This window comes from Pseudacidovorax sp. RU35E, from assembly GCF_900156165.1.
Taxonomy (GTDB): Bacteria; Pseudomonadota; Gammaproteobacteria; order Burkholderiales; family Burkholderiaceae_C; genus Xenophilus.
Genome location: NZ_FTMY01000007.1, coordinates 299,710 through 322,133, shown reverse-complemented (window position 1 = coordinate 322,133; position 22,424 = coordinate 299,710). Strand labels below are relative to the sequence as shown.

Below are 22,424 nucleotides of genomic sequence, written 5' to 3'. Positions count from 1 at the left end.
GGCATCGGGCCGGCTGCCTAGCATCCGCACCCGCGGGCGGCCGGGGCGACAAGCCTCCGACCCCTCGACCACGACACCCTCCTTCGAAAGACCCTTGCCGATGTCCTCTCCCACCTTCTCCTGGCTGCGCATGGCCGGCCTGGCCCTCGCGGCCGTGCTGGCTGCCGGCTGCGCCTCCACCCAGAGCATCGCGCCGACGGCGGCTTCGACGACCGCCGCGCCAGCACCCACCGCCGCCGCACCCGTGCGCGTCAAGGTCTTCGTGGCCGCCATGTTCGAGATCGGCCAGAACACCGGCGACCGCGCCGGCGAGTTCCAGCACTGGTACGAGCGCTACTGGCGCAGCAGCGCGCCCATCGCGGTGAAGGGTGCGCTGAGCCCCGTGTATTGCAATACCGATGGCGTCTGCGGCGCCGTGCTGGGCATGGGCAAGGTCAACTCGTCCTCGTCGATGCAGGCCATCCTGCTCGACCCACGCTTCGACTTCTCCGAGTCGTACTACATCCTGTCGGGCGTGGCCGGAACGCCGCCCTCGCGCGGCACCATCGGCATGGTGAGCTGGGCCACCTGGCTCGTCGACTACGACCTGGGCCACCGCTGGGCACCCGAAGAGAACACGGCCGGCGCGCCCACCTTCATGCCGCGCAAGGGCTACGAGAACTACCGGCGCTTCCAGCTCAACCCGGCCCTGGTCGGCTGGGCCGTGAAGCTGTCGGCCGACACGCCCCTGGCCGACGACGACAAGGCCCGCGCCTACCGTCTGCGCTACCCGGACGCCGCGGCCCGCCGTGCGCCCTTCGTGGGCACCGGCACGCACATGACGGGCGACACCTTCTTCCACGGCCCTGGGCTGTCGAAGGAGGCGCAGTACATCGCCAAGCTCTACGGCGCCGACGACTACGTCATCACCGAGATGGAGGCTGCGGCCATCACGCTGGTCATCAACCGCACCCACGGCACCAGCCGCGTGATGAGCCTGCGCGGCGCCGTCAACTTCGACCAGGGCAATCCGCGCGAGACCACGCTGGCCCACCTGGACCCGGCTCCGGGGGAGACGGCGGGCGGCTTTGCCGAGACGGTGCTGAACATCGAGCGCGTGGGCTCGCGGGTGGTGGACCACATCGTCGCCAACTGGCCGCAGTGGCGCGTCGGCGTGCCGCCTATGACGCCCTGAAGCCGGGCCGGCACTGGGCCGCCGCTACAGTGCCCGCATGCATGCCAGCGTCCTCAAGTACTTCGTCGAAGTGGCCCGCTGCGGTTCGGTGCGCAAGGCCTCCGAGCGGCTCTTCGTCGCGGCCAGCGCGGTCAACCGCCAGATCCTCAAGCTGGAAGAGGAACTGGGCTGCGAACTCTTCGACCGCCTGCCCGCCGGCCTGCGCCTGAACCCGGCGGGCGAGCGCCTGCTGCGCCATGCGCAGGAGACCCTGCAGCAGTACCAGCTGGTGCGCACCGAGATCGACGCCCTGCGCGGCGAGCGCAGCGGCGAGGTCCGCGTGGCTGCCATGGATTCCTTCTTCGAGGAGCTGTTGCCCGCCACGCTGGAGGAGTTCCTCCAGGTCTTTCCCGCCGCCACCTACAGCCTGGCTGCCGTGCAGCCGATGGCCGTGCCGCCGATGGTCCTCGCGGGCGAGGCCGATGTGGGCCTGTGCTTCCTGCACCGCCTGCCGGCCGGCGTGGACGTGGTCGCCCGCGCCCGGCTGCCGCTCGGCGTGGTGATGCCGCCCGGCCATCCCATGGCGGCGCTGGGCGAGGTGCCGCTGGACGAATGCGCGCGCTATCCCTTCCTGCGCTCGGGCACGCAGCCGGTCATCGATGCGGCCCTGTCGCCCGCCTTCGCGGCCTTCTGGGAGGCGATGACGCCAGCCGCCACCTGCAACTCCACGCCGCTGCTCAAGCGCCTGATCCGCGCGGGGCGCGGCGTCTCGTGCTTCTCCAAGATCGCCTTCATGCAGGAGCTGGCGCGGGGCGAGCTCGTGTGGCGCCCGTTCGCCCTGCCGGCCGTGAATGCACTGCAGGTGGGCGTGCTGCTGCCCTCGCAGCGCAGCGTGCCCGGCGTGTGCCGCGACTTCGCCGAGCGCATGGCGCGGCGGCTGGCGCAGCTGGAGCGGGCGGCGAGCGCGCTGTAGCCCTCGGCGTGTCGCGGGCCGCTTTCCTACGGTCAATGCCGCCCCTCGCCGATGCCCGATGCCGACGGCAACGCGCTCCCGAAGCGGCCTTCGGCCGTCAGCATCACCTCTTCCACTTCCTGCCCGACGATGCCCAACAAGACCGCCGACCGCGACCCCGCCCCGTCCCCACGCCGCCGCCAGCATCACCCGCCCAGCGTGGTGGGCGCCCACCACGGCATGCTGGAGCTGGCCTCGGTGACCATCGCTGGCTACAACCTGGAGGTCAAGGACGACGAGGGCTTCATCGGCGACCGGGCCAGCCAGGGCGCCTTCCGCGACCTGCTCGACGACTGGCGCCGCCGCTGCCGCGAGCGCGGCGAGGCCGATCCCTTCGGCAAGCTGCCCTCGCGCAAGCTCAGCAAGAAGCGCATCGACAAGGCCCTGGCCGATTCACCCAACGTGGGCGCCGACCTGGTCAATGGCGCCATCGAAGAGTTCGCCATCGAGCTGACCCACATCATCCAGCGCTTCATGCGGCAGAAGTCGTGGAAGGGCGTGCAGCGCATCGTGGTGGGCGGCGGCTTTCCCGAAAGCGATGCCGGCGAGCGCGCCATCCTGGAGGCCGCGGCCCTGTGCCATGTGCAGGAGTTGCCCGTCCAGCTGGCCCGCCTGCGTCACGAGGTGGACGATGGCGGTCTCATCGGCTGGGTGCACCTGGCCCCTGCGCACTTCGTGGAGCACGACGACGCATTGCTGGCCCTGGACATCGGCGGCACCAACGTGCGCTGCGGCGTGGTGCGCTTCCGCCGCGACAAGGCCGAGGACCTGTCGCGCGCCGATGTGGTGTGGCGCGAGAAGTGGCGCCACGCGGACGACAAGCCCAGCCGCGCCGCCCTCGTCGAGCGGCTGGCCCAGATGCTGGAGGAGGCCATCGAGTTCGCGCACCACAAGAAGATCAAGCTGGCACCCTTCGTCGGCATCGCGTGCCCGGGGCTGATCCGCGAGGACGGCACCATCGCCCGCGGCGCGCAGAACCTGCCCGGCGACTGGGCGGCCGACACCTTCCACCTGCCCACCCACCTGCGCGAGCGGCTGCCGCTGATCCGCCATCAGCCCACCCAGGTGCTGATGCACAACGACGCGGTGGTGCAGGGCCTGTCGGAGCTGCCCTTCATGCGCGACGTCAAGCGCTGGGCCGTTCTGACCATCGGCACGGGCCTGGGCAATGCGAGCTACGTCAACAACCGCATCGACCGCGAGGCCGTGCGCAGGATCGACAAGAGACGCTGAGCCGTCACAGCTGGAACGCGATGGTCAGCAGCAGCCCTTCGGCCACATCGCGCATCAATCCCGGGCGCCGTGGGCGGTACGGCTGCCCCGCCGCGGCCAGTGCCTCGACCCAGTCCGACAGCCACGCCACATCCTGCGGGTCGTAGAACACCGTCGCGGCCTCGTGGTTGAGCAGCAGGCTGCGCAGGTCGAGGTTGATCGAGCCGCACAGGGCCAGGTCGTCGTCCACCACCACCGCCTTGGCATGGGCCATGAAGGGCAGCATGCGGAACTGCACGCCGGCCCGTGCCAGATCGCGCATGGCGCGGCTTCGCACGAAGTCAGCCATGCGATGGTTGGACTGCTGCGGGATGGCCAGCGTCACCTGCACGCCGCGGCGCGCCGCCAGCCGCAGCGCGTCGCGCAGTCCGTCGCCCGGCACGAAGTACGGTGACACCGCCAGGATTCGGTGCTCCGCACGGAAACAGGCGCCGATCAGCAGCGACTGGGCCGTGTCCTCGGCCTGGTCCGGCCCGCTCGGCAGGAACTGCACCAGGCGGCCATCGGACACGTCCTCGATGGGCGGCACCGTGCGCGGCGTCTCCTCCTCCACCGAGGCCCAGTCCTGCGCGAACTGCCGGGCGGCTGCCGCTGCTGCATCGCCCTGCACGTCGAACGACAGGTCGACCCAGGGCCGCTCGCCGTCGCCGTTGCCGGTGAAGTACTCGCCCGCCAGGTTTCGTCCACCGCTCCAGAGCCAGCGGTCGTCGGCGATGGTGAGCTTGCGGTGGTTGCGCAGGTTGCGCGGTCCGCCGGCGCGCAGGCGCAGCAGCGGCCGGAAGACGCGGACCTCGCCGCCAGCCGCGCGCAGCGCGTCGAAATAGCGGCGAGGCAGCTGCAGCGCGCCGAAGCCGTCCAGCAGCACGCGCACCTGCACGCCGGCCCTGGCCCTGGCCGTGAGTCGCTCGACCACGGCCTGGCCGAGCGGGTCGCTGCCGATGATGAAGGTGCAGACGTCGAGCCGCCGCTCGGCGGCATCGATGACGGCCCAGAGCGCCTCGCGGGCGCCTTCGCCGTCACCGTGGAAGCGCAGGGCACAGCGGCTGGGCGGCGCCAGGCCGAAGCTGTCCAGCAGTTCGGCGGCCCAGTGGGCAGGCAGGGTGGCGCGAGCGGGTCGCGGCGGCACGGTGGGCCGCAACTTGCGCTGGCCGAACATCAGGTAGGCCGGCAGCGCCAGGTAGGGCATCAGCAGCATGCCCAGCACCCAGGCGATGGCGGCCGTGGGCGCCCGCTGCTCGCGCCGGCCGCGGGTGGTCAGCACATACACGAGCAAGGCCAGCACGACGGCCAGGAAATGCTCGGAGATGCTGGGCAGCCAGGGCGCGAAGGAGTGGAGCATGGGCCGAGCTTCGCATACCCGGCCCGCCTCGGACTCAGCTTCCCCAGACCTCTTGCGCCGTCTCGATCACCAGGCGCAGCTTCTGCCGCTGCGCTTCGACGGCGATGTTGTTGCCGTGCACGGTGGACGAGAAGCCGCACTGCGGCGACAGCGCCAGCTGCTCCAGCGGCGCGTGCCTGGCGGCCTCGTCGATGCGCCGCTTGAGCTCGTCCTTGCTTTCCATCTCGCCGAACTTGGTGGTCACCAGGCCCAGCACCACGGTCTTGCCCTTGGGCAGGAAGCGCAGGGGACGGAAGTCGCCGGAGCGGTCGTCGTCGTACTCCAGGAAGAAGGCGTCCAGGTTCATCTCGGCCAGCAGGGCCTCGGCCACGGGCTCGTAGTTGCCGGCCGCCGCGTGGGTGCTCTTGAAGTTGCCGCGGCACAGATGCATGGCCAGCAGCATGCCTTCAGGCTTGTGGGCCACGACCTTGTTGATGAAGCCGGCGTAGCGATGCGGCAGCTCGTTGGGGTCGTCGCCGCGCTGACGGGCGGCCTCACGCATCTTCTCGTCGCACAGGTAGGCGAGGTTGGTGTCGTCCATCTGCACGTAGCGGCAGCCGGCGTCGTAGAGGCTCTTGAGCTCGTCGCCATAGGCCTTGGCGACGTCGTCGTAGAAGGCCGGGTCCAGCTCGGGGTAGGCCGTCTTGCTGATGCCGGCCCGGCCGCCGCGGAAGTGCAGCATGGTGGGCGAAGGGATGGTCACCTTGGGCGTGCAGCCGGCGGCAACCTGGCCCTTGAGGTATTCGAAGTCGGCGCGCTGGATGTCCTTGGCGTGGCGCACCTTGTCGATGACGCGGATCACCGGCGGGGCCAGCTCTTCGGTGCCATCGGCCTTCTTGACCGTGACCGGGATGTCGGTCTTGACGCCGCCCAGCTGCTCCAGGAAGTCGATGTGGAAATACGTGCGGCGGAACTCGCCGTCGGTGATGCTCTTGAGGCCGACGTCCTGCTGGAACTTGACGATCTCGGCGATGGCCTTGTCCTCGACCTCGCGCAGCGCCTCGGCGCCGATCTCGCCTTTGGCCTTCTTGTCGCGGGCCTCCAGCAGGTATTGCGGGCGCAGGAAGCTGCCGACATGGTCGTAGCGGGCGGGCAGTTGCATGGTGTCTCCTGAGAGAGGGGAAAAAAGAACGCCGCCCAGAAGGACGGCTGAGGGATCGTAGCCGCGGACCCTTCGGGATCAAAGGGCCGCGCAGCGGCTTGGGGGGTGCCTCACAGATCCAGCACGAGCAGCGGCGTCTTCGACCGCGAGCAGCAGGGCGTGAACTGGTCGTTGGCCGCCCGCTCGTCGTCGGTGAGGTAGCAGTCGCGGTGGTCGGGCACGCCTTCGAGCACGCGCGTGATGCAGGTGCCGCACACGCCCTGTTCGCACGAGACCATGATCTCCACGCCCTCGGCGCGCAGGGCCTGCACGATGGTCTGGTCCTTGGGGATGCGGTAGGTCTGGCCGCTGCTCGTGAGCTTGACCTCGAAGGGCTGGTCGCCGCTGGTGTCCTGCGCCGCGGCGGCAAAGTACTCCAGGTGGATCTGCTGCGCCGGCCAGCCGTTGGTCTTGGCGGTGTTCACCACATGGTCGATGAAGCCGCCGGGACCACAGACGTAGATCTGCGTGCCGGGCTCGGGCGTCTTGAGCAGTTCGGCCACGCGCAGCTTCTGCGCGTCGGGGCCGTCGTCGTGGTGCAGGTGCACCTTGTCGGCGAAGCCGCTGGCGACGATCTCCTCGCGGAAGGCGGTGCGGGCGGGCGATCGGGTGCAGTAGTGCATCTCGAAGTCCGCGCCCCAGGTGGCCAGGCGCTGCGCCATGCACAGGATGGGCGTGACGCCGATGCCGCCGGCCAGCAGCAGGCTGCGCGGCGCATCGTGCAGCGCAAAGTGGTTGCGCGGTGCGCTGATGGTCAGCACGTCGCCTTCCTTGACCAGGTCGTGCACCGCGGCCGAGCCGCCGCGCGAGGTGGGCTCGCGTAGCACCGCGATGCGGTAGCGGTGGCGCTCGGCCGCGCTGTTGCACAGCGAATACTGGCGCACCAGCCCGTTGGGCAGGTTGACGTCGATGTGCGAGCCGGCGCCGAAGCCCGGCAGCGGGCGCCCGTCGGCGCTCACCAGTTCGAGCGCGACGACGCCCTCGGCCTCCTGAGACTTGCGCTGGACGCGGACCTGCAGCGACGTCATGCGGCCACCGCCTCGGCCGCCGGTGCGCGCTCGGCCGCCAGCAGGCGGTCGATGATGCGGCGTGACTGCACGCCGCCGGCATCGATGTTGAGCATCAGCAGGCGCCGCGCCGGATGGGCCAGCAGCGAGCGTTGCTGGGCTTCGAGCATCTCGGTGTCCTCGGCGAAGACCTTGCCCTGGTTCTCGCGGATCTGCGCGGTGAGGGCCTCGTCCTTGACGTTGAAGTTGCGCGCCATGCCCCAGAAGTACCAGTGCGAGGTCTCGGTCTCGGGCGTGATGAAGTCCACCACCACGCTGTAGACCTTCTTGTCGGCCGGCGCGTGGTAGCCGCCGTGGCCGGCCAGGGCCACGCCCACTTCGATCATCACGTGGCTGGGCGGCGTGAAGCGGCAGACCTGCCAGCGGTCCACCGGCTGGTCGTCGGGCAGGCCGTTGCCGCGCAGGTTGGCCTGCCAGAAGGGTGGCGCCATCACGTTGTCCATGAAGCGGCTGGTGACGACCTGCTCGCCCTCGGTCTTGGTGGTGACCGGCGTCTCGTCGATCTCCTTCTGGCCGATGCTGGTGCTGTGCACGTAGGTCTCGTGCGTCAGGTCCATCAGGTTGTCGATCATGAGCCGGTAGTCGGCCTGGATGTGATACAGCCCGCCGCCATAGGCCCAGTCGGGGTTCTGCGCCCATTCCAGGTGATGGATCTTGGCGGGGTCGGCCTGGGCCTGGTCGCCGGTCCATACCCAGATGAAGCCGTAGCGCTCTTCCACCGCGAAGCGCTTGATGCAGGGGAAGCCGCCGACGCGCTGGCCGGGCATGGAGATGGTCTTGCCTTCCTCGCCCATCACCAGGCCGTGGTAGCCGCAGACCAGCTTGCCTTCGCACACCTGGCCCAGCGACAGCGGGGCACCGCGGTGTGGGCAGAAGTCTTCGAGTGCAACGACACGGCCACCTTCGCCACGGTAGAAGACGATGCGCTCGCCGCAGATGGTGCGGCCGAGCGGCTTCTGGGCGATCTCATCGGGGGTACAGGCCACGTACCAGGCGTTCTTGGGAAACATCGGGGGGTCCTCGGGAATCGGCTTGGGAATGGCGCGATTATGGAAAGCGACCGCGGCGATGTATACAGAACAGTCAACCAAACTCGCGAAAACCTCGGGAAAACCACTAAATCATGCTTTGATCTTTGTCGCAATGTATACAGATAGACTCTGTCACCATGCAAGACGCAGCCGCTTCCAACCCTGCTGACGCCGGCGCCTCCCAGGCGGTGCGGGCCCAGTTGCGGCTGCGCGAGATGATCCTGGCCGGCGAGTTGCCGCCCGGCGAGCGCGTGGGCGAGGTCGCCATCGTCGAGAAGCTGGGCATCTCCCGCACGCCCATCCGCACGGCACTCGTCCGGCTGGAGCAGGAAGGTCTGCTCCAGGCACTGGCGCACGGCGGCTTCGCGGTGCGCTCCTTCTCTGAGCGCGAGGTGTCCGACGCGATCGAGCTGCGCGGCACGCTCGAAGGGCTGATGGCCCGTCTGGCCGCCGAGCGCGGTGCGGCCCCGGCGTTGCTCGCCCAGGCCGAGGAGAGCCTGGCCGACATCGACGCCGTGCTGGCCCGGCCCCGCCTGGACGATGCCGACTTCCTGCGCTATGTGGAGGCGAACCAGCGCTTCCATCGTCTGCTGGGCCAGATGGCCGACAGCAGCGTGCTGCAGCGCGAGCTGGACCGCGCGGTTCAGATGCCCTTCGCCTCGCCCTCGGGCTTCGTGGTGGTGCAGGCCAATTCGCCCCAGGCGCGCGACATGTTCATCGTGGCGCAGGACCACCACCGCGCCATCCTCGAAGCCATCCGCCACCGCGAGGGCGCGCGCGCCGAGGCGCTGGTGCGTGAGCATGCACGCATCGCCCAGCGCAATCTGCGCGCAGCCATGCGCGACCGCGAAGGCCAGCGTCTGCCGGGCGTGGGCCTGATCCGGCCCGATGCGCCGCGTGCGGCCTGATGGCGCTGCCCATGCCTGTCATGCTGTTCATGCCGCGTGCCGTGTTGGTGTCTGCCCCGAGGGCGGCCGCGCCTTCGTCCGCTCACAATCGCCGGCTCGCCCGGCGCAGCCGTCATCGGCCGGGTGCCTGACCGCGGCCTGCGCCCCTTCCCCACCTGTTTCCATCCTTTCTTCAGACCCACGGAGACCTCCATGCAAAAGAGACTGTTCGTCCAGGCCACGCTCGCGGCCGCTGCCCTTGTCAGCGCCCCCGCCTGGGCGCAGGGCGCGCCCTTCAAGATCGGCCTGATCCTGCCGATGACCGGTCAGCAGGCCTCCACCGGCCGTCAGGTCGAAGCCGCCGCGCGCCTGTACATGGCCCAGAACGGCGACACCGTGGCCGGCCGCAAGATCGAGCTCATCGTCAAGGACGACACCGGCCTGCCGGATGTGAGCAAGCGCCTGGCGCAGGAGCTGGTGGTCAACGAGAAGGTCAATGTGCTGGCCGGCTTCGGTCTTACGCCGCTGGCCCTGGCCGTGGCCCCCATCGCCACGCAGAGCAAGACGCCGCAGGTGGTCATGGCCGCCGCCACGTCGAGCATCACCGAGGCCTCGCCCTTCATCGTGCGCTCCAGCTTCACGCTGCCGCAGGTGTCGGTGGCCATGGGCGACTGGGCCCCCAAGAACGGCATCAAGAGCGTGGTCTCGCTGGTCAGCGACTACGGCCCGGGCAACGATGCCGAGAAGTACTTCACCGAGCGCTTCCAGCTCAACGGCGGCAAGGTCATCGAGAAGCTGCGCGTGCCGCTGCGCAACCCCGACTTCGCGCCTTTCCTGCAGAAGGTGCGCGACGCCAAGCCCGACGCGCTGTTCGTCTTCGTGCCCTCGGGCGCGGGCGCGGCGGTGATGAAGCAGTTCCTGGAGCGCGGCATGGACAAGGCCGGCATCAAGCTGATCGCCACCGGCGACGTGACGGACGACGACCAACTGGCCGACATGGGCGACGGCGCCCTGGGCGTGGTCACCTCGCACCACTACTCGGCGGCGCACCCGTCGGCGATGAACAAGAAGTTCGTCGAGGCCTTCGAGAAGGCCAACAAGGGCATGCGCCCCAACTTCATGGCCGTGGGCGGCTATGACGGCATGCGCGTGATCTACGAAGCGCTCAAGGCCACCGGCGGCAAGGGCGATGGCCCGGCGCTGCTGGACAAGATGAAGGGCCAGATCTTCGAGAGCCCGCGCGGCCAGGTGCTGATCGACGCCCAGACCCGCGACATCGTGCAGGACGTGTACCTGCGCAAGGTCGAGAAGAAGGATGGGTCGCTCTACAACGTGGAGTTCGACGTGATCAAGGCCGTCAAGGACCCGGGCAAGGCCAAGTAACGGGGCTCGCCTCCAGGCTGCGCGGCCCTGAGGGCCCGCGCAGCCGGCCCCCGCCCCGCCGGGGGCGCGCGCCAGTGGTCCGGCAACGCCGGTCCACGGTCTCTTCTCTTCCTTTCTCGATGCGGCGCCCATGCTGACTATCCTGTTCGACGGCATTGCCTACGGCATGCTGCTATTCGTGCTCGCCGTGGGGCTGGCCGTGACGCTGGGGCTGATGAACTTCATCAACCTCGCGCACGGCGCCTTCGCCATGGCGGGCGGCTACATCACGGTCTATGCGATGCAGAAGCTGGGGCTGCCCTTTCTGCTGTGCCTGCCGCTGGCCTTCGTGTTGACGGCGCTGATCGGCGCCCTGCTGGAGCGCACGCTCTACCGGCCGATGTACGGCAAGCCGCACCTGGACCAGGTGCTGTTCTCCATCGGCCTGGCCTTCATGGCGGTCGCGGGCCTGGACTACTTCGTGGGTTCCTCGCAGCAGAACCTGCAACTGCCCGAGTGGTTGCGCGGCCGCACCGAGATCGGCGATGGCGCGCTGCTATTGGGCATGGGCCACTACCGCCTTTTCATCATCGCGGTGTGCGCGGTGCTCGCGGTGGTGCTGCAGCTCGTGCTCACGCGCACCCGTTTCGGCAGCCGGCTGCGTGCGGCGGTCGACGACCCCACCGTGGCCGCGGGCCTGGGCATCAACGTGAACCAGGTCTTCCTGGCCACCTTCGCGGTGGGCTCGGGCCTTGCGGGCCTAGGCGGTGCGCTGGGTGCCGAGGTGCTGGGCATGGACCCGACCTTTCCGCTCAAGTACATGATCTATTTCCTGATCGTGGTGGCCGTGGGCGGCACGTCGTCCATCACCGGCCCGCTGGCGGCGGCACTGCTGCTGGGCATTGCCGACGTGGGCGGCAAGTACTTCATTCCAAAGATGGGCGCCTTCACGGTGTACCTGCTGATGATCCTGATCCTGATGTGGCGCCCGCAAGGCCTCTTCACCCGTAAGGGAGGGAAATGATGCCCACCCCCGTTTCTTGCTCACTGCGTGTCGCCGAATCCCCCCTCGCAGGGGGCGCACCCGTTCGCCCGGCCAAGCCGGATCGACGGGTGCACTGGCATGGCCTGCTCCGCGGCCTCTCGAAAGGAGTCGCAGCATGATCACCAAAGGAAGCAACCACGACTGGCGCGCCCCGCTGCTTGGTCAGGCCCGCTGGCGCTGGTGGGAATTCCTGCTCTGGGCGCTGGCCTTCGCCGCGCCGCTGGTGCTGCCGCAGCATGCGCTGATGGTCAACGAGATCGCCATCGTGGCGCTCTTCGCGATGTCGCTGGATCTGGTGCTGGGCTACACGGGCATCGTCTCGCTGGGCCATGCGGCCTTCTTCGGCTTCGGCGCCTATGCCGCGGCGCTCTTCGCCAAGCTGGTGATGCCCGACCCGACCGTGGGCCTCGTCGTCGCCACGGTGCTGGCCGCGGTGCTGGGCCTGCTCGCCAGCGTGACGATCCTGCGCGGCAGCGACCTCACGCGGCTGATGGTGACGCTGGGCACGGCCCTGCTGCTGCTGGAGCTGGCCAACAAGCTCGACTGGCTGACCGGTGGCGCCGACGGCCTGCAGGGCGTGGTGATGGGGCCGGTGCTGGGCCTGTTTGACTTCGACCTCTATGGCCGCGTGGCGGCCTGGTACTCGCTGGCCGTGGCGCTCGTGCTCTTCCTGCTCATGCGCCGGCTGGTGCATTCGCCCTTCGGCGCCACGCTGATGGCCATCCGCGACAACCGGCTGCGGGCCATGGCCATCGGCATTCCGGTCACGGCCCGCATGTCGGTGATCTACACCATCGCCGCCGCTGTCGCCGGCGCTGCGGGCGCACTGCTGGCGCAGACCACCGGCTTCGCCTCGCTGGACGTGCTGGCCTTCGACCGCTCGGCCGACGTGCTGCTGATGCTGGTCATCGGTGGCGTGGGTTGGCTCTATGGCGGCGTGGCGGGCGCCATCGTCTTCAAGCTGCTGCAGGACACGCTGTCCAGTGTCACGCCGCAGTACTGGATGTTCTGGATCGGCCTGCTGCTGGTGCTGCTGATGCTGGTGGGGCGCGAGCGCCTGCTGCGTCCGCAGAGCTGGTTCCGCAAGGGAGGTGCGGCATGACGGCCATGTCTCCCGGGACTCCCGAGATCGTGCTCGAGGCCGAGTCGCTGGTGATGCGCTTTGGCGGCATCACCGCCACCGACCATGTGTCGATGCGCCTGGCCAAGGGCGCGCGCCATGCGCTCATCGGCCCCAATGGCGCCGGCAAGACCACGCTCATCAACCAACTCACCGGTGTGCTGACGCCCAGTGAAGGCCGCATCCGTCTGATGGGCGAGGACATCACGCGCCTGGCGCCCCATCGGCGCGTGGCGCGGGGCCTGGTTCGTACCTTCCAGATCAACCAGCTCTTCGACAGCATGACGCCGCTGCAGACGCTGGCGCTTGTCGTGGCGCAGCACCGCGGGCAGGGCGCCCGATGGTGGCAACCGCTGGGCCGCGATGCGTCGGTGGCCGAGCGTGCCGGCGAATTGCTGACGCAGTTCCACCTGGCCGACGTGGCCCATGTGGAAGTGCGTCACCTGGCCTATGGCAAGCGCCGCCTGCTCGAGATCGCCATCGCGCTGGCCTGCGAACCGCAGGTGCTGCTGCTGGACGAGCCGGTCGCCGGCGTGCCAGCCGGCGAGCGCGAGGAACTGCTGCAGACCGTGGCCGCGTTGCCGGCCGATGTCTCCGTCCTGCTGATCGAACACGACATGGATCTCGTCTTCAGCTTTGCCAAACGCATGACCGTGCTGGTCAATGGCGCCCTGCTCACCGAGGGCACGCCCGAGGAGATCGCAGCCGACCCGCGGGTGCGCGAGGTCTACCTGGGCCAGACGGAGGTGCACGCATGAGCGGCCCGACGAATGCGCTGTTGCAGATCGAGGGCCTCAGCGCCGGCTATGGCGAGGCCGTGGTGCTCAACGACGTCTCGCTGTCGCTGGGCGAGGGCGAGACGCTGGCGCTGCTGGGCCGCAACGGCACCGGCAAGACCACGCTGATCAACACCCTGGCCGGCGCCACGCGCCAGCATGGCGGACGCATCCTGCTGGGTGGCCAGCCGCTGCACACGCTGCCGGCCTACCGCCGGGCCGCCGCCGGTATCGGCTGGGTGCCGCAGGAGCGCAACATCTTCAAGTCGCTCACCGTGCACGAGAACCTCACGGCGGTGGCGCGGCCCGGCCGTTGGAGTCCGGCGCGCGTCTACGAGATGTTCCCGCGCCTGGCCGAGCGCAAAGGCAACCTGGGCACGCAGCTGTCGGGGGGTGAGCAGCAGATGCTGGCCGTCGGCCGCGCACTGGTGCTCAATCCGCGGCTGGTGCTGCTGGACGAACCGCTGGAAGGTCTGGCGCCGATCATCGTGGAGGAATTGCTGCGCGCCATTCGCCGGCTGACCCGCGATGAAGGATTGACGGCCATCATCGTGGAACAGCACCCACAGGCCATTCTGGCGATTTCGGATCGTGCCGCGGTGCTGGACCACAGCTCGGTTGTGCATCGCGGCGATGCCGCGGAATTGCTGGCCCAGCCGGCATTGCTGGATCGTTTGCTGGGCCTCGCGCGCTGACAGCAGCCGTAGACCGCGGGGCGGCTGCGCCGCCTCGATCTTCTTTATTTTGAGATGGATGCCCTTGTAGAGCGAGGGTATTCAATTCGTGCGCCCCGGGGCGGCGGCTTGCGGTCGTCAATTCTTCAATTAGAATTCGCGGCACTGCTTTCTCAAAACAAAGGATTCTCGAAATGGCAACTTTGGCAGAGATCACCGCGCAGATCCAGCAGCGGGATCAGGAAATCGCGGAATTGCGTCGTCAGGCCGAGGAACTTCGAAGCCACGAGCGCGTCGGCGTGATCGAAGAACTCCGCAAGAAGATCGCTGAATACGGCATTACCGCCGCTGACCTCAAGCTGAATGGCCGGGGCGCCAGTACCGGCACCAAGCGCAGCGTTTCCGCTGCACCGACCAAGACCGCATCGGTCGTCAAATACCGCAGCCCTACGGGTGAAACCTGGTCGGGCGGGCGCGGACGCAAGCCCCGCTGGGTGACCGAGGCCCTGGCCGCCGGCAAATCGCTGGAAGAGTTCGAGGTCAAGTAAGCAACATCGCTGCGTCGGCCGCAGCATGTACAAACAAAAAACCCACGCAATGCGTGGGTTTTTTGTTTACGGATTTCCGGTTTTACGGGTTCACCATCACCAGCTTGCCCTTGACCCCCCGCGAGCCCATGTGGGCATAGGCGGCCTTCAGTTCGCTCATCGGCATGGTGCGGTCGATCACCGGCTTGATCTTGCCTTGGGCGTACCAAGTGGCCAGTTCCTGCATCATGCTTGCATTGGCCTTGGGCTCCCGCCGCGCGAAATCACCCCAGAACACGCCGACCAGCGAGGCGCCCTTGAGCAGCGTCAGGTTCAGCGGCAGCGAGGGAATCGGGCCGGAGGCAAATCCCACCACCAGATAACGGCCGCGCCAAGCGATGGATCGGAATGCAGGTTCGGCGAAATCGCCGCCCACCGGGTCGTAAATCACGTCCGGGCCTTTGCCGTCCGTCGCTTCCTTCACAGCGTCGCGAAAGCCCTGGGGCAAGGAGTGCTGCGTGTAATTGATCGTCGCGTCGGCCCCGATGCTTTTGCACAGTTCGCATTTCTCGTCAGTGGAGGCGGCTGCGATCACCCGGGCGCCCGCCGCCTTGGCAATCTGGATCGCGGAAGTGCCCACGCCGCCCGCAGCGCCCAGCACCAGCACTGTTTCGCCGGCTTTGAGCGCCGCGCGGTCCATCAAGGCGTGCCAAGAGGTGGCATAGATCATGATGAAGGCTGCCGCATCCACCATGTCGAATTGCGGTGGCAGCGGCATGCACATGGCTGCCGGGGCCAGCGTGTGGGTGCCGAAACCGCCGGTGCCGGAAAGGCAGGCGATGGGCTGGCCGACTTTCAGATGGGTGACGCCTTCGCCGACGGCCTGCACGATGCCCGCATATTCGGAGCCCGGCACGAAGGGCAGCTTCGGCTTGATCTGGTATTTGTTCTGCACGATGAGCAGATCGGGAAAATTCAGGCTGGCGGCCTTGATTTCCACTAGCACTTCGCCCGGTCCGGGTTGCGGGGTGGGCAATTCCTTCCAGGTCAGCGCGTCGACGCCCACCGGGTTTTCGCAAAGCCATGCGTGCATGGAAACAGTCTCCGTCGTCATTGAGGCGCAGGCATGATAGGGGGCTGCCTCGCGGCGTTCTTGTCTCTGCGGCGACCTCCCGTTGCATCGGCCATCGCCTCCTAAAATCCCGCCGCCCATGAAGATCCTCATCTCCAACGACGATGGCTACCAAGCCCCTGGCATCGTGGCCCTGCACGATGCACTGCGCGAGGTGGCCGATGTCGAAGTCATCGCCCCCGAACACAACAACAGTGCCAAGTCGAACGCGCTGACCCTGGCGGCACCGCTTTACGTGCACCGTGCGCACAACGGCTTCCGCTATGTCACCGGCACGCCTGCAGACTGCGTGCACATCGCGCTCAAGGGCTTGCTCGACTACCGGCCCGATCTGGTCGTCTCCGGCATCAACAACGGCGCCAACATGGGCGACGACACCATCTATTCGGGCACGGTGGGGGCCGCCATGGAGGCCTACCTGTTCGGTATTCCCGCCATCGCCTTCTCGCAGACCGAGAAGGGCTGGGCCCATGTCGATGCCGCGGCCCAGGCGGCGCGGCGACTGGTGGAGCGCATCCGGCGCGAGCGCATGCACGAGCAGCCGGCCTGGCTGCTGAACGTCAACATCCCCAATCTGCCGGCCGATGACCTCAAGCCGATCAAGATCTGTCGCCTCGGCCGCCGGCACGCCGCCGAGAAGGTGATCACACAGCAGAGCCCCCGGGGTGAAACCATGTACTGGATCGCCGGCGCCGGCGGCGCCAAGGACAGCGGCGAAGGCACCGATTTCCACGCCACCGCCGCGGGCCATGTGGCCGTCACGCCGCTGCAGATCGACCTGACCGACCACGCCAGCCTGGGCGAGTGGCGCGAGGCCGTCCGCCGCCTGGACGCGAGCGACTGAGCGGCGCCGACGCAGGAGTCCCGGTGCCTCAGCCGCCACGTTCCCGTCCCACCTTTCCGGTCACGCTCCCGCGGGCTCCCGTGCCCGGTTCGGCGGCGGCTGCGCGCACCCGAGCATCGGTGGTGCCTCCCACGCCCGTGCATGCCACGCCGGCCATGGCCTCGGACGCGGTCCGCCAGCGGATGGTGCAGCGCCTGGCCGCGCAGGGGATTGCCGACGAGCGGGTGTTGCGGGCCATGGGCGCTGTGGCGCGGCACGCCTTCGTCGACGGCGCGCTGGCCGCGCAGGCTTATGAGGACACCAGCCTCCCCATAGGACTGGGCCAGACCATCTCCAAGCCGAACGTTGTGGCGCGGATGATCGAGCTTCTGCTGGCTGCCCCCGCGCTGGCCGATCAGCCGCAGGGGCGCCTCGGCCGCGTGCTGGAGATCGGCACCGGGTGCGGCTACCAGGCCGCGGTGCTCAGCCAGGTGGCGCGGGAGGTCTACAGCATCGAGCGCCTGCGTGGGCTGCACGAGAAGGCGCGCGCCAATCTCCGGCCTCTGCGGCTCGCGACCGTGCACCTGCTGCTGGGCGACGGCATGCAGGGCTATCCGGCCGGCGCGCCTTACGCCGGCATCATCGCCGCGGCCGGGGGCGCCGATCTGCCATCGACGTGGCTCGACCAGCTTGCCCCCGGAGGCCGGATCGTTGCTCCAGTGCAGTCTGGAAATACAGGCCAAGCGCTTGTCATCATTGATAAAACGAACAGGGGGATAGAGCGCAGGCTTCTTGAGGCCGTCAATTTCGTGCCTCTAAAATCAGGGATTGCATGAAGGAAAGACATATGCAGGGTTCTGGTCGCTGGCACACGCTGGCTTGGATGGGCGCTGCGGCGGCCTGCGTGGTGCTGGCGGGCTGCGCCTCGTCCCGCGGGCCGGCGCCGGTGGAAGATCGCGCCCCTGTGGGCATGGCGGGCACGACGACGGCATCCTCTGCTTCGGGGCTGCCCACCACGGACGCCAGCGGCAAGCCGCTGCCCGGCATCGAAAACCTGGGAAAGCCGGGCTACTACGCCGTGCGGCCGGGTGACACCGTGCGGCGCATCGCCCTGGATACGGGCCAGAACTGGCGTGACATCGTGCGCTGGAACGGCCTGGACAACCCCGACCGCATCGAAGTGGGCCAGGTGCTGCGCGTGGTGCCGCCCGTCGCCGGTGGGGTGGTGACGCCGCCTCCGGCCGTCGCTGGCGTGGGCACCTTGCCCCCGACCACCACCACCGCGCCTGCAGTGCCACCGCCGGTGGCTCCGCCCGTCGTGGCGGGCTCGACGCCCACGCCCAAGCCCGCGGGCAACCCGCCCTCGGCAAGCGGAGACGATGACCTGGGATGGATCTGGCCTGCGCAGGGCGCCCTGATCGCCGGCTTCGACGACGCGAAGAACAAGGGTCTGGATATCGCGGGCCGTGCCGGCGATCCGGTGCTGGCGGCGGCGGACGGCAAGGTCGTGTACGCCGGCGCGGGCCTGCGCGGCTACGGCAACCTGATCATCCTCAAGCACAACAACACTTTCCTGACGGCCTACGCGCACAACCAGGCGCTGCTGGTCAAGGAAGACCAGTCGGTGCAGAAGGGCCAGAAGATCGCCGAGATGGGCAGCAGCGACGCCGACCGCGTGAAACTGCACTTCGAGATCCGCCGCCAGGGCAAGCCGGTGGATCCTTCGCGCTACCTGCCGGCGCGGCCCTGACCGGGCGCCGGCCGCACATTGGGACGGCCGGCGACAATCGAGGGATGACGGATTCCCTCGATGACAAGGACACCCTTCCCACGTCCAACGCTCCCGCCGACACCGAAGCCTTCGCGGGCGTGTCGGCCGCTTCTTCCTCCTCCGACAGGATCGTGACGCCCGCCGGTCCATCCGCGGTCGCCGCTGCCGCGATCGAGCCGGGTTGGCTTGCCGTCGAGTCGCTCGACCTCGAGGCCCAGGGCGTGGCCCGCCGGGACGATGGCAAAGTCGTCTTCATCGATGGCGCCCTGCCGGGCGAGATCGTGCGGGCCAACGTGCATCGCAAGAAGAACAACTGGGAGCAGGGCCAGCTCACGGACATCCGGCGCGAGTCGCCGCTGCGTGTTCGTCCTGGTTGCCCGCACTTCGGTCTGCACGCTGGCGCTTGCGGTGGATGCAAGATGCAGCATCTGCATGCCTCGGCCCAGGTGGCGGTGAAGCAGCGGGCGCTCGAAGACAACCTCTGGCACCTGGGCAAGGTACGCCCGGACACCCTGCTGCGACCCATCGAGGGCCCGGCATGGCACTACCGCTACCGCGCCCGCCTGTCGGTGCGCTACGTGCAGAAGAAGGGCACGACGCTGATCGGCTTCCACGAGCGCAAGAGCCGCTACGTGGCCGACATGTTGGTGTGCCCAGTCCTGCCTCGGCCCGTGAGCGAGATGCTGGTGCCCTTGCGCACGCTGATCGACTCGATGGACGCGCGCCTGACCTGCCCGCAGATCGAGGTCGCCTGCGGCGATGCTCCCGGGACCACGCAGTTGGGTGTGATCGCGCTGGTGCTGCGGCATCTGGAGCCGTTGGGTGAAGCTGATCGCGAGCGACTGCGCGCCTTTGCTTCTGCGCATCCCGGCGTGCAGTGGTGGCTGCAGCCCAAGGGCCCCGACACAGTCCGCCTGATGGACGAAGGCGTGCCCCCGCTGGCCTATGAGTTGCCCGAGTTCGGCATCACCATGCCTTTCCGGCCCACCGATTTCACGCAGGTCAACCCGCACATCAACCGGGTGCTGGTATCGCGTGCCCTTCGCCTGCTTGCCGTGCAACCCGAGGAGCGGGTCATCGACTGGTTCTGCGGTCTGGGCAACTTCACGCTGCCGCTGGCCACCGAGGCGCGTGAGGTGCTGGGCATCGAGGGCAGCGAGACCCTGGTGGCCCGGGCTCGTGACAATGCATCCGCCAACCGGTCGGTCGCCCGGCGAGCGTGGGGCAACACCGACTTCGTGGCCCGCAATCTGTTCGAGATGACGCCAGAGATGCTCGTGGCGGATGGCCCCGCCGACCGCTGGCTGGTCGATCCGCCGCGCGAGGGCGCCTTCGCACTCGTCAAGGCGCTCGCGGATCTTCACCAGCAGCCAGAACTGCGCACGGGCGGGTGGCAGCCACCGGAGCGCATCGTCTATGTGAGCTGCAACCCGGCCACGCTGGCACGTGACGCGGGTCTTCTGGTGCACCAGGCGGGCTATCGCTGCAGTTTTGCTGGGGCGGTGAACATGTTTCCGCACACGGCGCACGTCGAGTCCATTGCCGTCTTCGACCTGGCGGACTGAGGCACCCCGGCACGCCAAAAGCAAAGGGGCCCGAGAGGGCCCCTTTGTCGTTGGCGCGCGGGCTACGGTGCGCGTCAGTCGCGTTCGCCGCCAAAGATGCCCAGCAGGGCCAGCAGGCTCTGGAACACGTTGAACACGTCCAGGTACAGCGCGAGCGTGGCGCTGATGTAGTTGGTCTCGCCGCCGTCGATGATCTGCTTCAGGTCATACAGCATGTAGGCCGAAAAGATACCGATGGCCGCCACCGAGATCGCCATCATTCCGGCGCTGGAGCCGATGAAGACATTGATGATCGAGCCGACGAACAGCACCAGCACGCCCACGAACATGAACTTGCCCATGCCGCTCAGGTCGCGCTTGATCACTGTGGCCAGCGATGCCATCACGAAGAACACGCCTGCCGTTCCCGCGAAGGCGGTCATCACGAGTTCTGAACCGTTCTTGAAGCCCAGCACCATCGCGATGAGGCGCGACAGCATCAGCCCCATGAAGAAGGTGAAGCCGAGCAGCACCGGAACGCCGGCGGCCGAGTTCTTGGTCTTCTCGATGGCGAACATGAAGCCGAAGGCGCCGACCAGGAACACCACGAGGCCCAGGCCGCCCGTGAGGGCCGCCGTGATGCCGGTGGCGACACCCAGCCAGGCGCCCAGCACGGTCGGCACCATGCTCAGGGCGAGCAACCAGTAGGTATTGCGCAGAACGCGGTGGCGCTCTGCCTGGGGCAGCACCTGGCCGTAACCGGCCGGTGTGTCGAAGGTGGGGGCTCTGTCGTTCATGGCAAAACTCCTGAAGAGGTTGAGGGGACTGCTTGACGGGCAGTTGTGGGTCATTCTAGGAAAGATCAAGGCCGATGCAGGCATATCCGGATGGCGCGTCGTCCTTTGGGATCATGGGGTCTTGCAGGCGGCGCGGCAATGAGACGTGCCGGGCATCCGAGATGGTTCCTGTATTCTTCGCCCCCATGAAGACCAAGCACTTTCTCGAACTCGAAGACGTCAAGAAGATCGCCGCCGCCGCAGAGGCGGAAGCCATCAATAACCAGTGGGCCGTGACCATCGCGATCTGCGACGACGGTGGCCATCTGCTGTGGCTGCAGCGCCTGGATGGTGCAGCGCCGGTCTCCGCACACATCGGTCCAGCCAAGGCTCGCACTGCGGCGTTGGGCCGGCGCGAGAGCAAGGTCTACGAGGACATCATCAATGGCGGTCGTACGGCGTTCCTGTCGGCACCGACGGTCGACGGTCTGTTGGAGGGCGGCGTGCCCATCGTCAAGGACGGCCAGGTGATCGGCGCCGTGGGTGTGAGTGGCGTGAAGTCCAACGAGGACGCCCAGATCGCCAAGGCGGGGATCGCAGCCATCGGTCTGTAAGCGTGGGTGGCGACCTCGTCGCCCTCGCCAACGGAAAGAGCCCCGCCGGACGATTCCGGCGGGGCTCTTTTCATTGGGTCTGGATGGGTTCAGCGCGGAAAAAAAGGCGTGGCTGGTCGATTCACTGGCTGGCCAAAAACGACCCTTGGAGAGTCAGATCTCCTCGAGTCGCCCCACGATGAACGGTCAGGGCAGGGGCCGCATCACTTGGTGAGGATGAGCTTGCCCAATTTGGTGGCCTGCAGGCGATAGAGCGAACCGTTGTGCAGGATGCCGATGGTCTTCTGGCCTTTGAGGAGTTCGCTGCTTTGCAGCAAGGCATGCGCGGGAGAAGGCGTGCCATGCGCTGCGGCGCCGCTGCCGGCCTGATCGAGCGAGGAATGGCTGAGCACTTTCTGGGAATGCGAGGACTGGGCTTGCACGGGTGGGTCCTTTCGAATCGGATCGGGTGAAGCGGATGAGCAAATGATAACGATTCGCACTCAGGTGCGCAATCGTAGCGATGAGTTTTTTTGTGGGCAGCGCAGCCACCGAATGTGGTTGAAGCGCGCCGCGCGCTTTGGCAGAGATTTGCGCCGCCTTTGGCAGAAACTGTCGCGCGCTTTGGCAGAGGAAGTTAGTGCGTGCTCTGCCGCGCGCTTTGGCAGAGCCGACCAAAGTTAACCGTCCCAGGCGCCCGGAGAACAAACTGGGAAAAACGCGTCGGGCAGGCCTTGCGCGCCGCTCCAAGATCCTGGCTCCTCCACAACCAAGGCTGAAGCCATGGAACTCGAAGCCCTCTCTCCAACCCGCCGCGCCTGGCACGCAAAGGTGGTCGCCCGCTACTTCCCGCCGCTGTCCATCCCCAACCCTGGCCAGCTCGGTGCGCTTAGCCACTTCCCGTCTCGGCAACCGTCCGTCGACGAGGTCTTCCTGCGTTATCCCATGCCCGACGACTGGCAGGCCACCGACCCGCTGCCGCTGATGTAGCCCACGAGCCGCCCAGTAGAAAGGCCCCCGAAGGGGCCTTCTTTCTGCCTGGCGCGGCGCTCAGCGTACAGGCGGCATGAACTCGGTGGCCTCCAACAACCGGCCCTGGATCGCGCCGAGGTCGCCTGCGAAGCCCCAGTTCGTCGGGTCGGCCGCCGCGCGCTCTGCGTGCGCCGCGAGGCGATCATGCAGCGCGGCCAGGATGATCGCAATGTTCGCCTGGTGCGCCTGGTACGCAGCTTCGGCCGTGGGCTCGCTCTGAGCCAGGATCAGGTTGAGGCCGGTGTCGGAGGTCTGGGTCTTCATGGTGGTTTGCGGTTGCGTTGGAACACCGCCAGTACCGCTCTGAC

The 22,424-nt window shown here is 67.9% G+C and carries 24 protein-coding genes; 16 read left to right on the top strand and 8 right to left on the bottom strand.

Annotation, left to right across the window (positions count from 1 at the left end; translation table 11 throughout):
- Window positions 1-100 precede the first annotated feature (100 nt).
- From BXA03_RS15135 to BXA03_RS15125, 3 genes are all read left to right on the top strand, one after another.
- Window positions 101-1,174: a purine-nucleoside phosphorylase gene (locus BXA03_RS15135; RefSeq protein WP_076509252.1), complete on the top strand. Its 1,074-nt coding sequence runs from the start codon at window positions 101-103 to the stop codon at window positions 1,172-1,174.
- Window positions 1,175-1,211: 37 nt separating this feature from the next.
- On the top strand, window positions 1,212-2,126 hold the full coding sequence (locus tag BXA03_RS15130; RefSeq protein ID WP_076509250.1) for a LysR family transcriptional regulator: 915 nt from the start codon (window positions 1,212-1,214) through the stop codon (window positions 2,124-2,126).
- A gap of 129 nt (window positions 2,127-2,255) precedes the next feature.
- The gene (locus tag BXA03_RS15125; protein ID WP_083716104.1) at window positions 2,256-3,398 is read left to right on the top strand and encodes an ROK family protein; all 1,143 of its coding nucleotides are present in this window, start codon (window positions 2,256-2,258) and stop codon (window positions 3,396-3,398) included.
- Between the two features lie 4 nt (window positions 3,399-3,402).
- On the opposite strand, the gene BXA03_RS15120 is transcribed toward BXA03_RS15125, so the two are convergent.
- The 4 genes from BXA03_RS15120 to BXA03_RS15105 form a co-directional block, all read right to left on the bottom strand.
- The gene (locus tag BXA03_RS15120) at window positions 3,403-4,776 is read right to left on the bottom strand and encodes a phospholipase D-like domain-containing protein (protein WP_076509249.1); all 1,374 of its coding nucleotides are present in this window, start codon (window positions 4,774-4,776) and stop codon (window positions 3,403-3,405) included.
- Window positions 4,777-4,810: 34 nt separating this feature from the next.
- Window positions 4,811-5,917 carry a 5-methyltetrahydropteroyltriglutamate--homocysteine S-methyltransferase gene (locus tag BXA03_RS15115; RefSeq protein ID WP_076509247.1) on the bottom strand — a complete coding sequence of 369 codons (1,107 nt, stop codon included), beginning with the start codon at window positions 5,915-5,917 and terminating at the stop codon, window positions 4,811-4,813.
- A 110-nt stretch (window positions 5,918-6,027) separates the two neighbouring features.
- Window positions 6,028-6,984, bottom strand: coding sequence for a PDR/VanB family oxidoreductase (locus tag BXA03_RS15110; protein ID WP_076509245.1), 957 nt, complete (start codon window positions 6,982-6,984; stop codon window positions 6,028-6,030).
- Window positions 6,981-8,033 (bottom strand): aromatic ring-hydroxylating oxygenase subunit alpha, encoded by a 1,053-nt coding sequence (locus tag BXA03_RS15105; RefSeq protein WP_076509244.1) that lies wholly within the window; start codon window positions 8,031-8,033, stop codon window positions 6,981-6,983. The genes BXA03_RS15110 and BXA03_RS15105 overlap by 4 nt, the downstream gene beginning before the upstream one ends.
- Window positions 8,034-8,191: 158 nt before the next feature.
- Here BXA03_RS15105 and BXA03_RS15100 point away from each other — a divergent pair, with 158 nt between their 5' ends.
- The 7 genes from BXA03_RS15100 (at window position 8,192) to BXA03_RS15070 (ending at window position 14,466) form a co-directional block, all read left to right on the top strand.
- Window positions 8,192-8,962, top strand: coding sequence for a GntR family transcriptional regulator (locus tag BXA03_RS15100; protein WP_076509242.1), 771 nt, complete (start codon window positions 8,192-8,194; stop codon window positions 8,960-8,962).
- A gap of 192 nt (window positions 8,963-9,154) precedes the next feature.
- Window positions 9,155-10,324 carry an ABC transporter substrate-binding protein gene (locus BXA03_RS15095; RefSeq protein ID WP_076509240.1) on the top strand — a complete coding sequence of 390 codons (1,170 nt, stop codon included), beginning with the start codon at window positions 9,155-9,157 and terminating at the stop codon, window positions 10,322-10,324.
- 130 nt (window positions 10,325-10,454) lie between these two features.
- Window positions 10,455-11,327 carry a branched-chain amino acid ABC transporter permease gene (locus BXA03_RS15090; protein ID WP_017760123.1) on the top strand — a complete coding sequence of 291 codons (873 nt, stop codon included), beginning with the start codon at window positions 10,455-10,457 and terminating at the stop codon, window positions 11,325-11,327.
- Between the two features lie 136 nt (window positions 11,328-11,463).
- A complete protein-coding gene (locus BXA03_RS15085; protein ID WP_076509238.1) occupies window positions 11,464-12,450 on the top strand; it encodes a branched-chain amino acid ABC transporter permease in 987 nt (328 codons plus the stop codon).
- The gene (locus BXA03_RS15080) at window positions 12,447-13,226 is read left to right on the top strand and encodes an ABC transporter ATP-binding protein (RefSeq protein ID WP_076509236.1); all 780 of its coding nucleotides are present in this window, start codon (window positions 12,447-12,449) and stop codon (window positions 13,224-13,226) included. Before BXA03_RS15085 ends, BXA03_RS15080 begins: the two co-directional genes overlap by 4 nt.
- Window positions 13,223-13,939 (top strand): ABC transporter ATP-binding protein, encoded by a 717-nt coding sequence (locus BXA03_RS15075; RefSeq protein WP_076509234.1) that lies wholly within the window; start codon window positions 13,223-13,225, stop codon window positions 13,937-13,939. The genes BXA03_RS15080 and BXA03_RS15075 overlap by 4 nt, the downstream gene beginning before the upstream one ends.
- A gap of 173 nt (window positions 13,940-14,112) precedes the next feature.
- On the top strand, window positions 14,113-14,466 hold the full coding sequence (locus BXA03_RS15070) for an H-NS histone family protein (protein ID WP_076509232.1): 354 nt from the start codon (window positions 14,113-14,115) through the stop codon (window positions 14,464-14,466).
- An 82-nt stretch (window positions 14,467-14,548) separates the two neighbouring features.
- On the opposite strand, the gene BXA03_RS15065 is transcribed toward BXA03_RS15070, so the two are convergent.
- On the bottom strand, window positions 14,549-15,538 hold the full coding sequence (locus BXA03_RS15065; RefSeq protein WP_076509230.1) for an NADPH:quinone oxidoreductase family protein: 990 nt from the start codon (window positions 15,536-15,538) through the stop codon (window positions 14,549-14,551).
- A 118-nt stretch (window positions 15,539-15,656) separates the two neighbouring features.
- On the opposite strand from BXA03_RS15065, the gene surE reads away from it, so the two are divergent.
- The 4 genes from surE to rlmD are packed head-to-tail and all read left to right on the top strand — an operon-like array spanning window position 15,657 to window position 19,736.
- Complete coding sequence (surE, locus tag BXA03_RS15060; RefSeq protein ID WP_076509228.1) at window positions 15,657-16,421, top strand: 5'/3'-nucleotidase SurE; 765 nt, start codon at window positions 15,657-15,659, stop codon at window positions 16,419-16,421.
- Between the two features lie 23 nt (window positions 16,422-16,444).
- Window positions 16,445-17,236: a protein-L-isoaspartate(D-aspartate) O-methyltransferase gene (locus BXA03_RS15055; RefSeq protein ID WP_076509226.1), complete on the top strand. Its 792-nt coding sequence runs from the start codon at window positions 16,445-16,447 to the stop codon at window positions 17,234-17,236.
- Window positions 17,237-17,247: 11 nt separating this feature from the next.
- Window positions 17,248-18,150 (top strand): peptidoglycan DD-metalloendopeptidase family protein, encoded by a 903-nt coding sequence (locus BXA03_RS15050; RefSeq protein WP_076509224.1) that lies wholly within the window; start codon window positions 17,248-17,250, stop codon window positions 18,148-18,150.
- Between the two features lie 44 nt (window positions 18,151-18,194).
- Window positions 18,195-19,736 (top strand): 23S rRNA (uracil(1939)-C(5))-methyltransferase RlmD, encoded by a 1,542-nt coding sequence (rlmD, locus tag BXA03_RS15045; protein ID WP_083716096.1) that lies wholly within the window; start codon window positions 18,195-18,197, stop codon window positions 19,734-19,736.
- Window positions 19,737-19,810: 74 nt separating this feature from the next.
- On the opposite strand, the gene BXA03_RS15040 is transcribed toward rlmD, so the two are convergent.
- A complete protein-coding gene (locus BXA03_RS15040) occupies window positions 19,811-20,512 on the bottom strand; it encodes a Bax inhibitor-1/YccA family protein (RefSeq protein ID WP_076509222.1) in 702 nt (233 codons plus the stop codon).
- Window positions 20,513-20,697: 185 nt separating this feature from the next.
- Here BXA03_RS15040 and BXA03_RS15035 point away from each other — a divergent pair, with 185 nt between their 5' ends.
- Window positions 20,698-21,105 (top strand): GlcG/HbpS family heme-binding protein, encoded by a 408-nt coding sequence (locus BXA03_RS15035; RefSeq protein WP_076509357.1) that lies wholly within the window; start codon window positions 20,698-20,700, stop codon window positions 21,103-21,105.
- A 203-nt stretch (window positions 21,106-21,308) separates the two neighbouring features.
- Here BXA03_RS15035 and hemP read toward each other — a convergent pair whose 3' ends face one another.
- A complete protein-coding gene (gene hemP, locus BXA03_RS15030) occupies window positions 21,309-21,527 on the bottom strand; it encodes a hemin uptake protein HemP (protein ID WP_076509220.1) in 219 nt (72 codons plus the stop codon).
- Between the two features lie 340 nt (window positions 21,528-21,867).
- On the opposite strand from hemP, the gene BXA03_RS15025 reads away from it, so the two are divergent.
- Window positions 21,868-22,074: a hypothetical protein gene (locus BXA03_RS15025; RefSeq protein WP_076509218.1), complete on the top strand. Its 207-nt coding sequence runs from the start codon at window positions 21,868-21,870 to the stop codon at window positions 22,072-22,074.
- Between the two features lie 60 nt (window positions 22,075-22,134).
- On the opposite strand, the gene BXA03_RS15020 is transcribed toward BXA03_RS15025, so the two are convergent.
- On the bottom strand, window positions 22,135-22,380 hold the full coding sequence (locus BXA03_RS15020) for a hypothetical protein (protein WP_076509216.1): 246 nt from the start codon (window positions 22,378-22,380) through the stop codon (window positions 22,135-22,137).
- Window positions 22,381-22,424 lie beyond the last annotated feature (44 nt).

Coding starts and splice junctions, on each gene's coding strand:
- BXA03_RS15135 (WP_076509252.1), top strand. CDS start 101: ATGTCCTCTCCCACCTTCTCCTGGCTGCGCATGGCCGGCCTGGCCCTC.
- BXA03_RS15130 (WP_076509250.1), top strand. CDS start 1,212: ATGCATGCCAGCGTCCTCAAGTACTTCGTCGAAGTGGCCCGCTGCGGT.
- BXA03_RS15125 (WP_083716104.1), top strand. CDS start 2,256: ATGCCCAACAAGACCGCCGACCGCGACCCCGCCCCGTCCCCACGCCGC.
- BXA03_RS15120 (WP_076509249.1), bottom strand. CDS start 4,776: ATGCTCCACTCCTTCGCGCCCTGGCTGCCCAGCATCTCCGAGCATTTC.
- BXA03_RS15115 (WP_076509247.1), bottom strand. CDS start 5,917: ATGCAACTGCCCGCCCGCTACGACCATGTCGGCAGCTTCCTGCGCCCG.
- BXA03_RS15110 (WP_076509245.1), bottom strand. CDS start 6,984: ATGACGTCGCTGCAGGTCCGCGTCCAGCGCAAGTCTCAGGAGGCCGAG.
- BXA03_RS15105 (WP_076509244.1), bottom strand. CDS start 8,033: ATGTTTCCCAAGAACGCCTGGTACGTGGCCTGTACCCCCGATGAGATC.
- BXA03_RS15100 (WP_076509242.1), top strand. CDS start 8,192: ATGCAAGACGCAGCCGCTTCCAACCCTGCTGACGCCGGCGCCTCCCAG.
- BXA03_RS15095 (WP_076509240.1), top strand. CDS start 9,155: ATGCAAAAGAGACTGTTCGTCCAGGCCACGCTCGCGGCCGCTGCCCTT.
- BXA03_RS15090 (WP_017760123.1), top strand. CDS start 10,455: ATGCTGACTATCCTGTTCGACGGCATTGCCTACGGCATGCTGCTATTC.
- BXA03_RS15085 (WP_076509238.1), top strand. CDS start 11,464: ATGATCACCAAAGGAAGCAACCACGACTGGCGCGCCCCGCTGCTTGGT.
- BXA03_RS15080 (WP_076509236.1), top strand. CDS start 12,447: ATGACGGCCATGTCTCCCGGGACTCCCGAGATCGTGCTCGAGGCCGAG.
- BXA03_RS15075 (WP_076509234.1), top strand. CDS start 13,223: ATGAGCGGCCCGACGAATGCGCTGTTGCAGATCGAGGGCCTCAGCGCC.
- BXA03_RS15070 (WP_076509232.1), top strand. CDS start 14,113: ATGGCAACTTTGGCAGAGATCACCGCGCAGATCCAGCAGCGGGATCAG.
- BXA03_RS15065 (WP_076509230.1), bottom strand. CDS start 15,538: ATGCACGCATGGCTTTGCGAAAACCCGGTGGGCGTCGACGCGCTGACC.
- surE (WP_076509228.1), top strand. CDS start 15,657: ATGAAGATCCTCATCTCCAACGACGATGGCTACCAAGCCCCTGGCATC.
- BXA03_RS15050 (WP_076509224.1), top strand. CDS start 17,248: ATGCAGGGTTCTGGTCGCTGGCACACGCTGGCTTGGATGGGCGCTGCG.
- rlmD (WP_083716096.1), top strand. CDS start 18,195: ATGACGGATTCCCTCGATGACAAGGACACCCTTCCCACGTCCAACGCT.
- BXA03_RS15040 (WP_076509222.1), bottom strand. CDS start 20,512: ATGAACGACAGAGCCCCCACCTTCGACACACCGGCCGGTTACGGCCAG.
- BXA03_RS15035 (WP_076509357.1), top strand. CDS start 20,698: ATGAAGACCAAGCACTTTCTCGAACTCGAAGACGTCAAGAAGATCGCC.
- BXA03_RS15025 (WP_076509218.1), top strand. CDS start 21,868: ATGGAACTCGAAGCCCTCTCTCCAACCCGCCGCGCCTGGCACGCAAAG.
- BXA03_RS15020 (WP_076509216.1), bottom strand. CDS start 22,380: ATGAAGACCCAGACCTCCGACACCGGCCTCAACCTGATCCTGGCTCAG.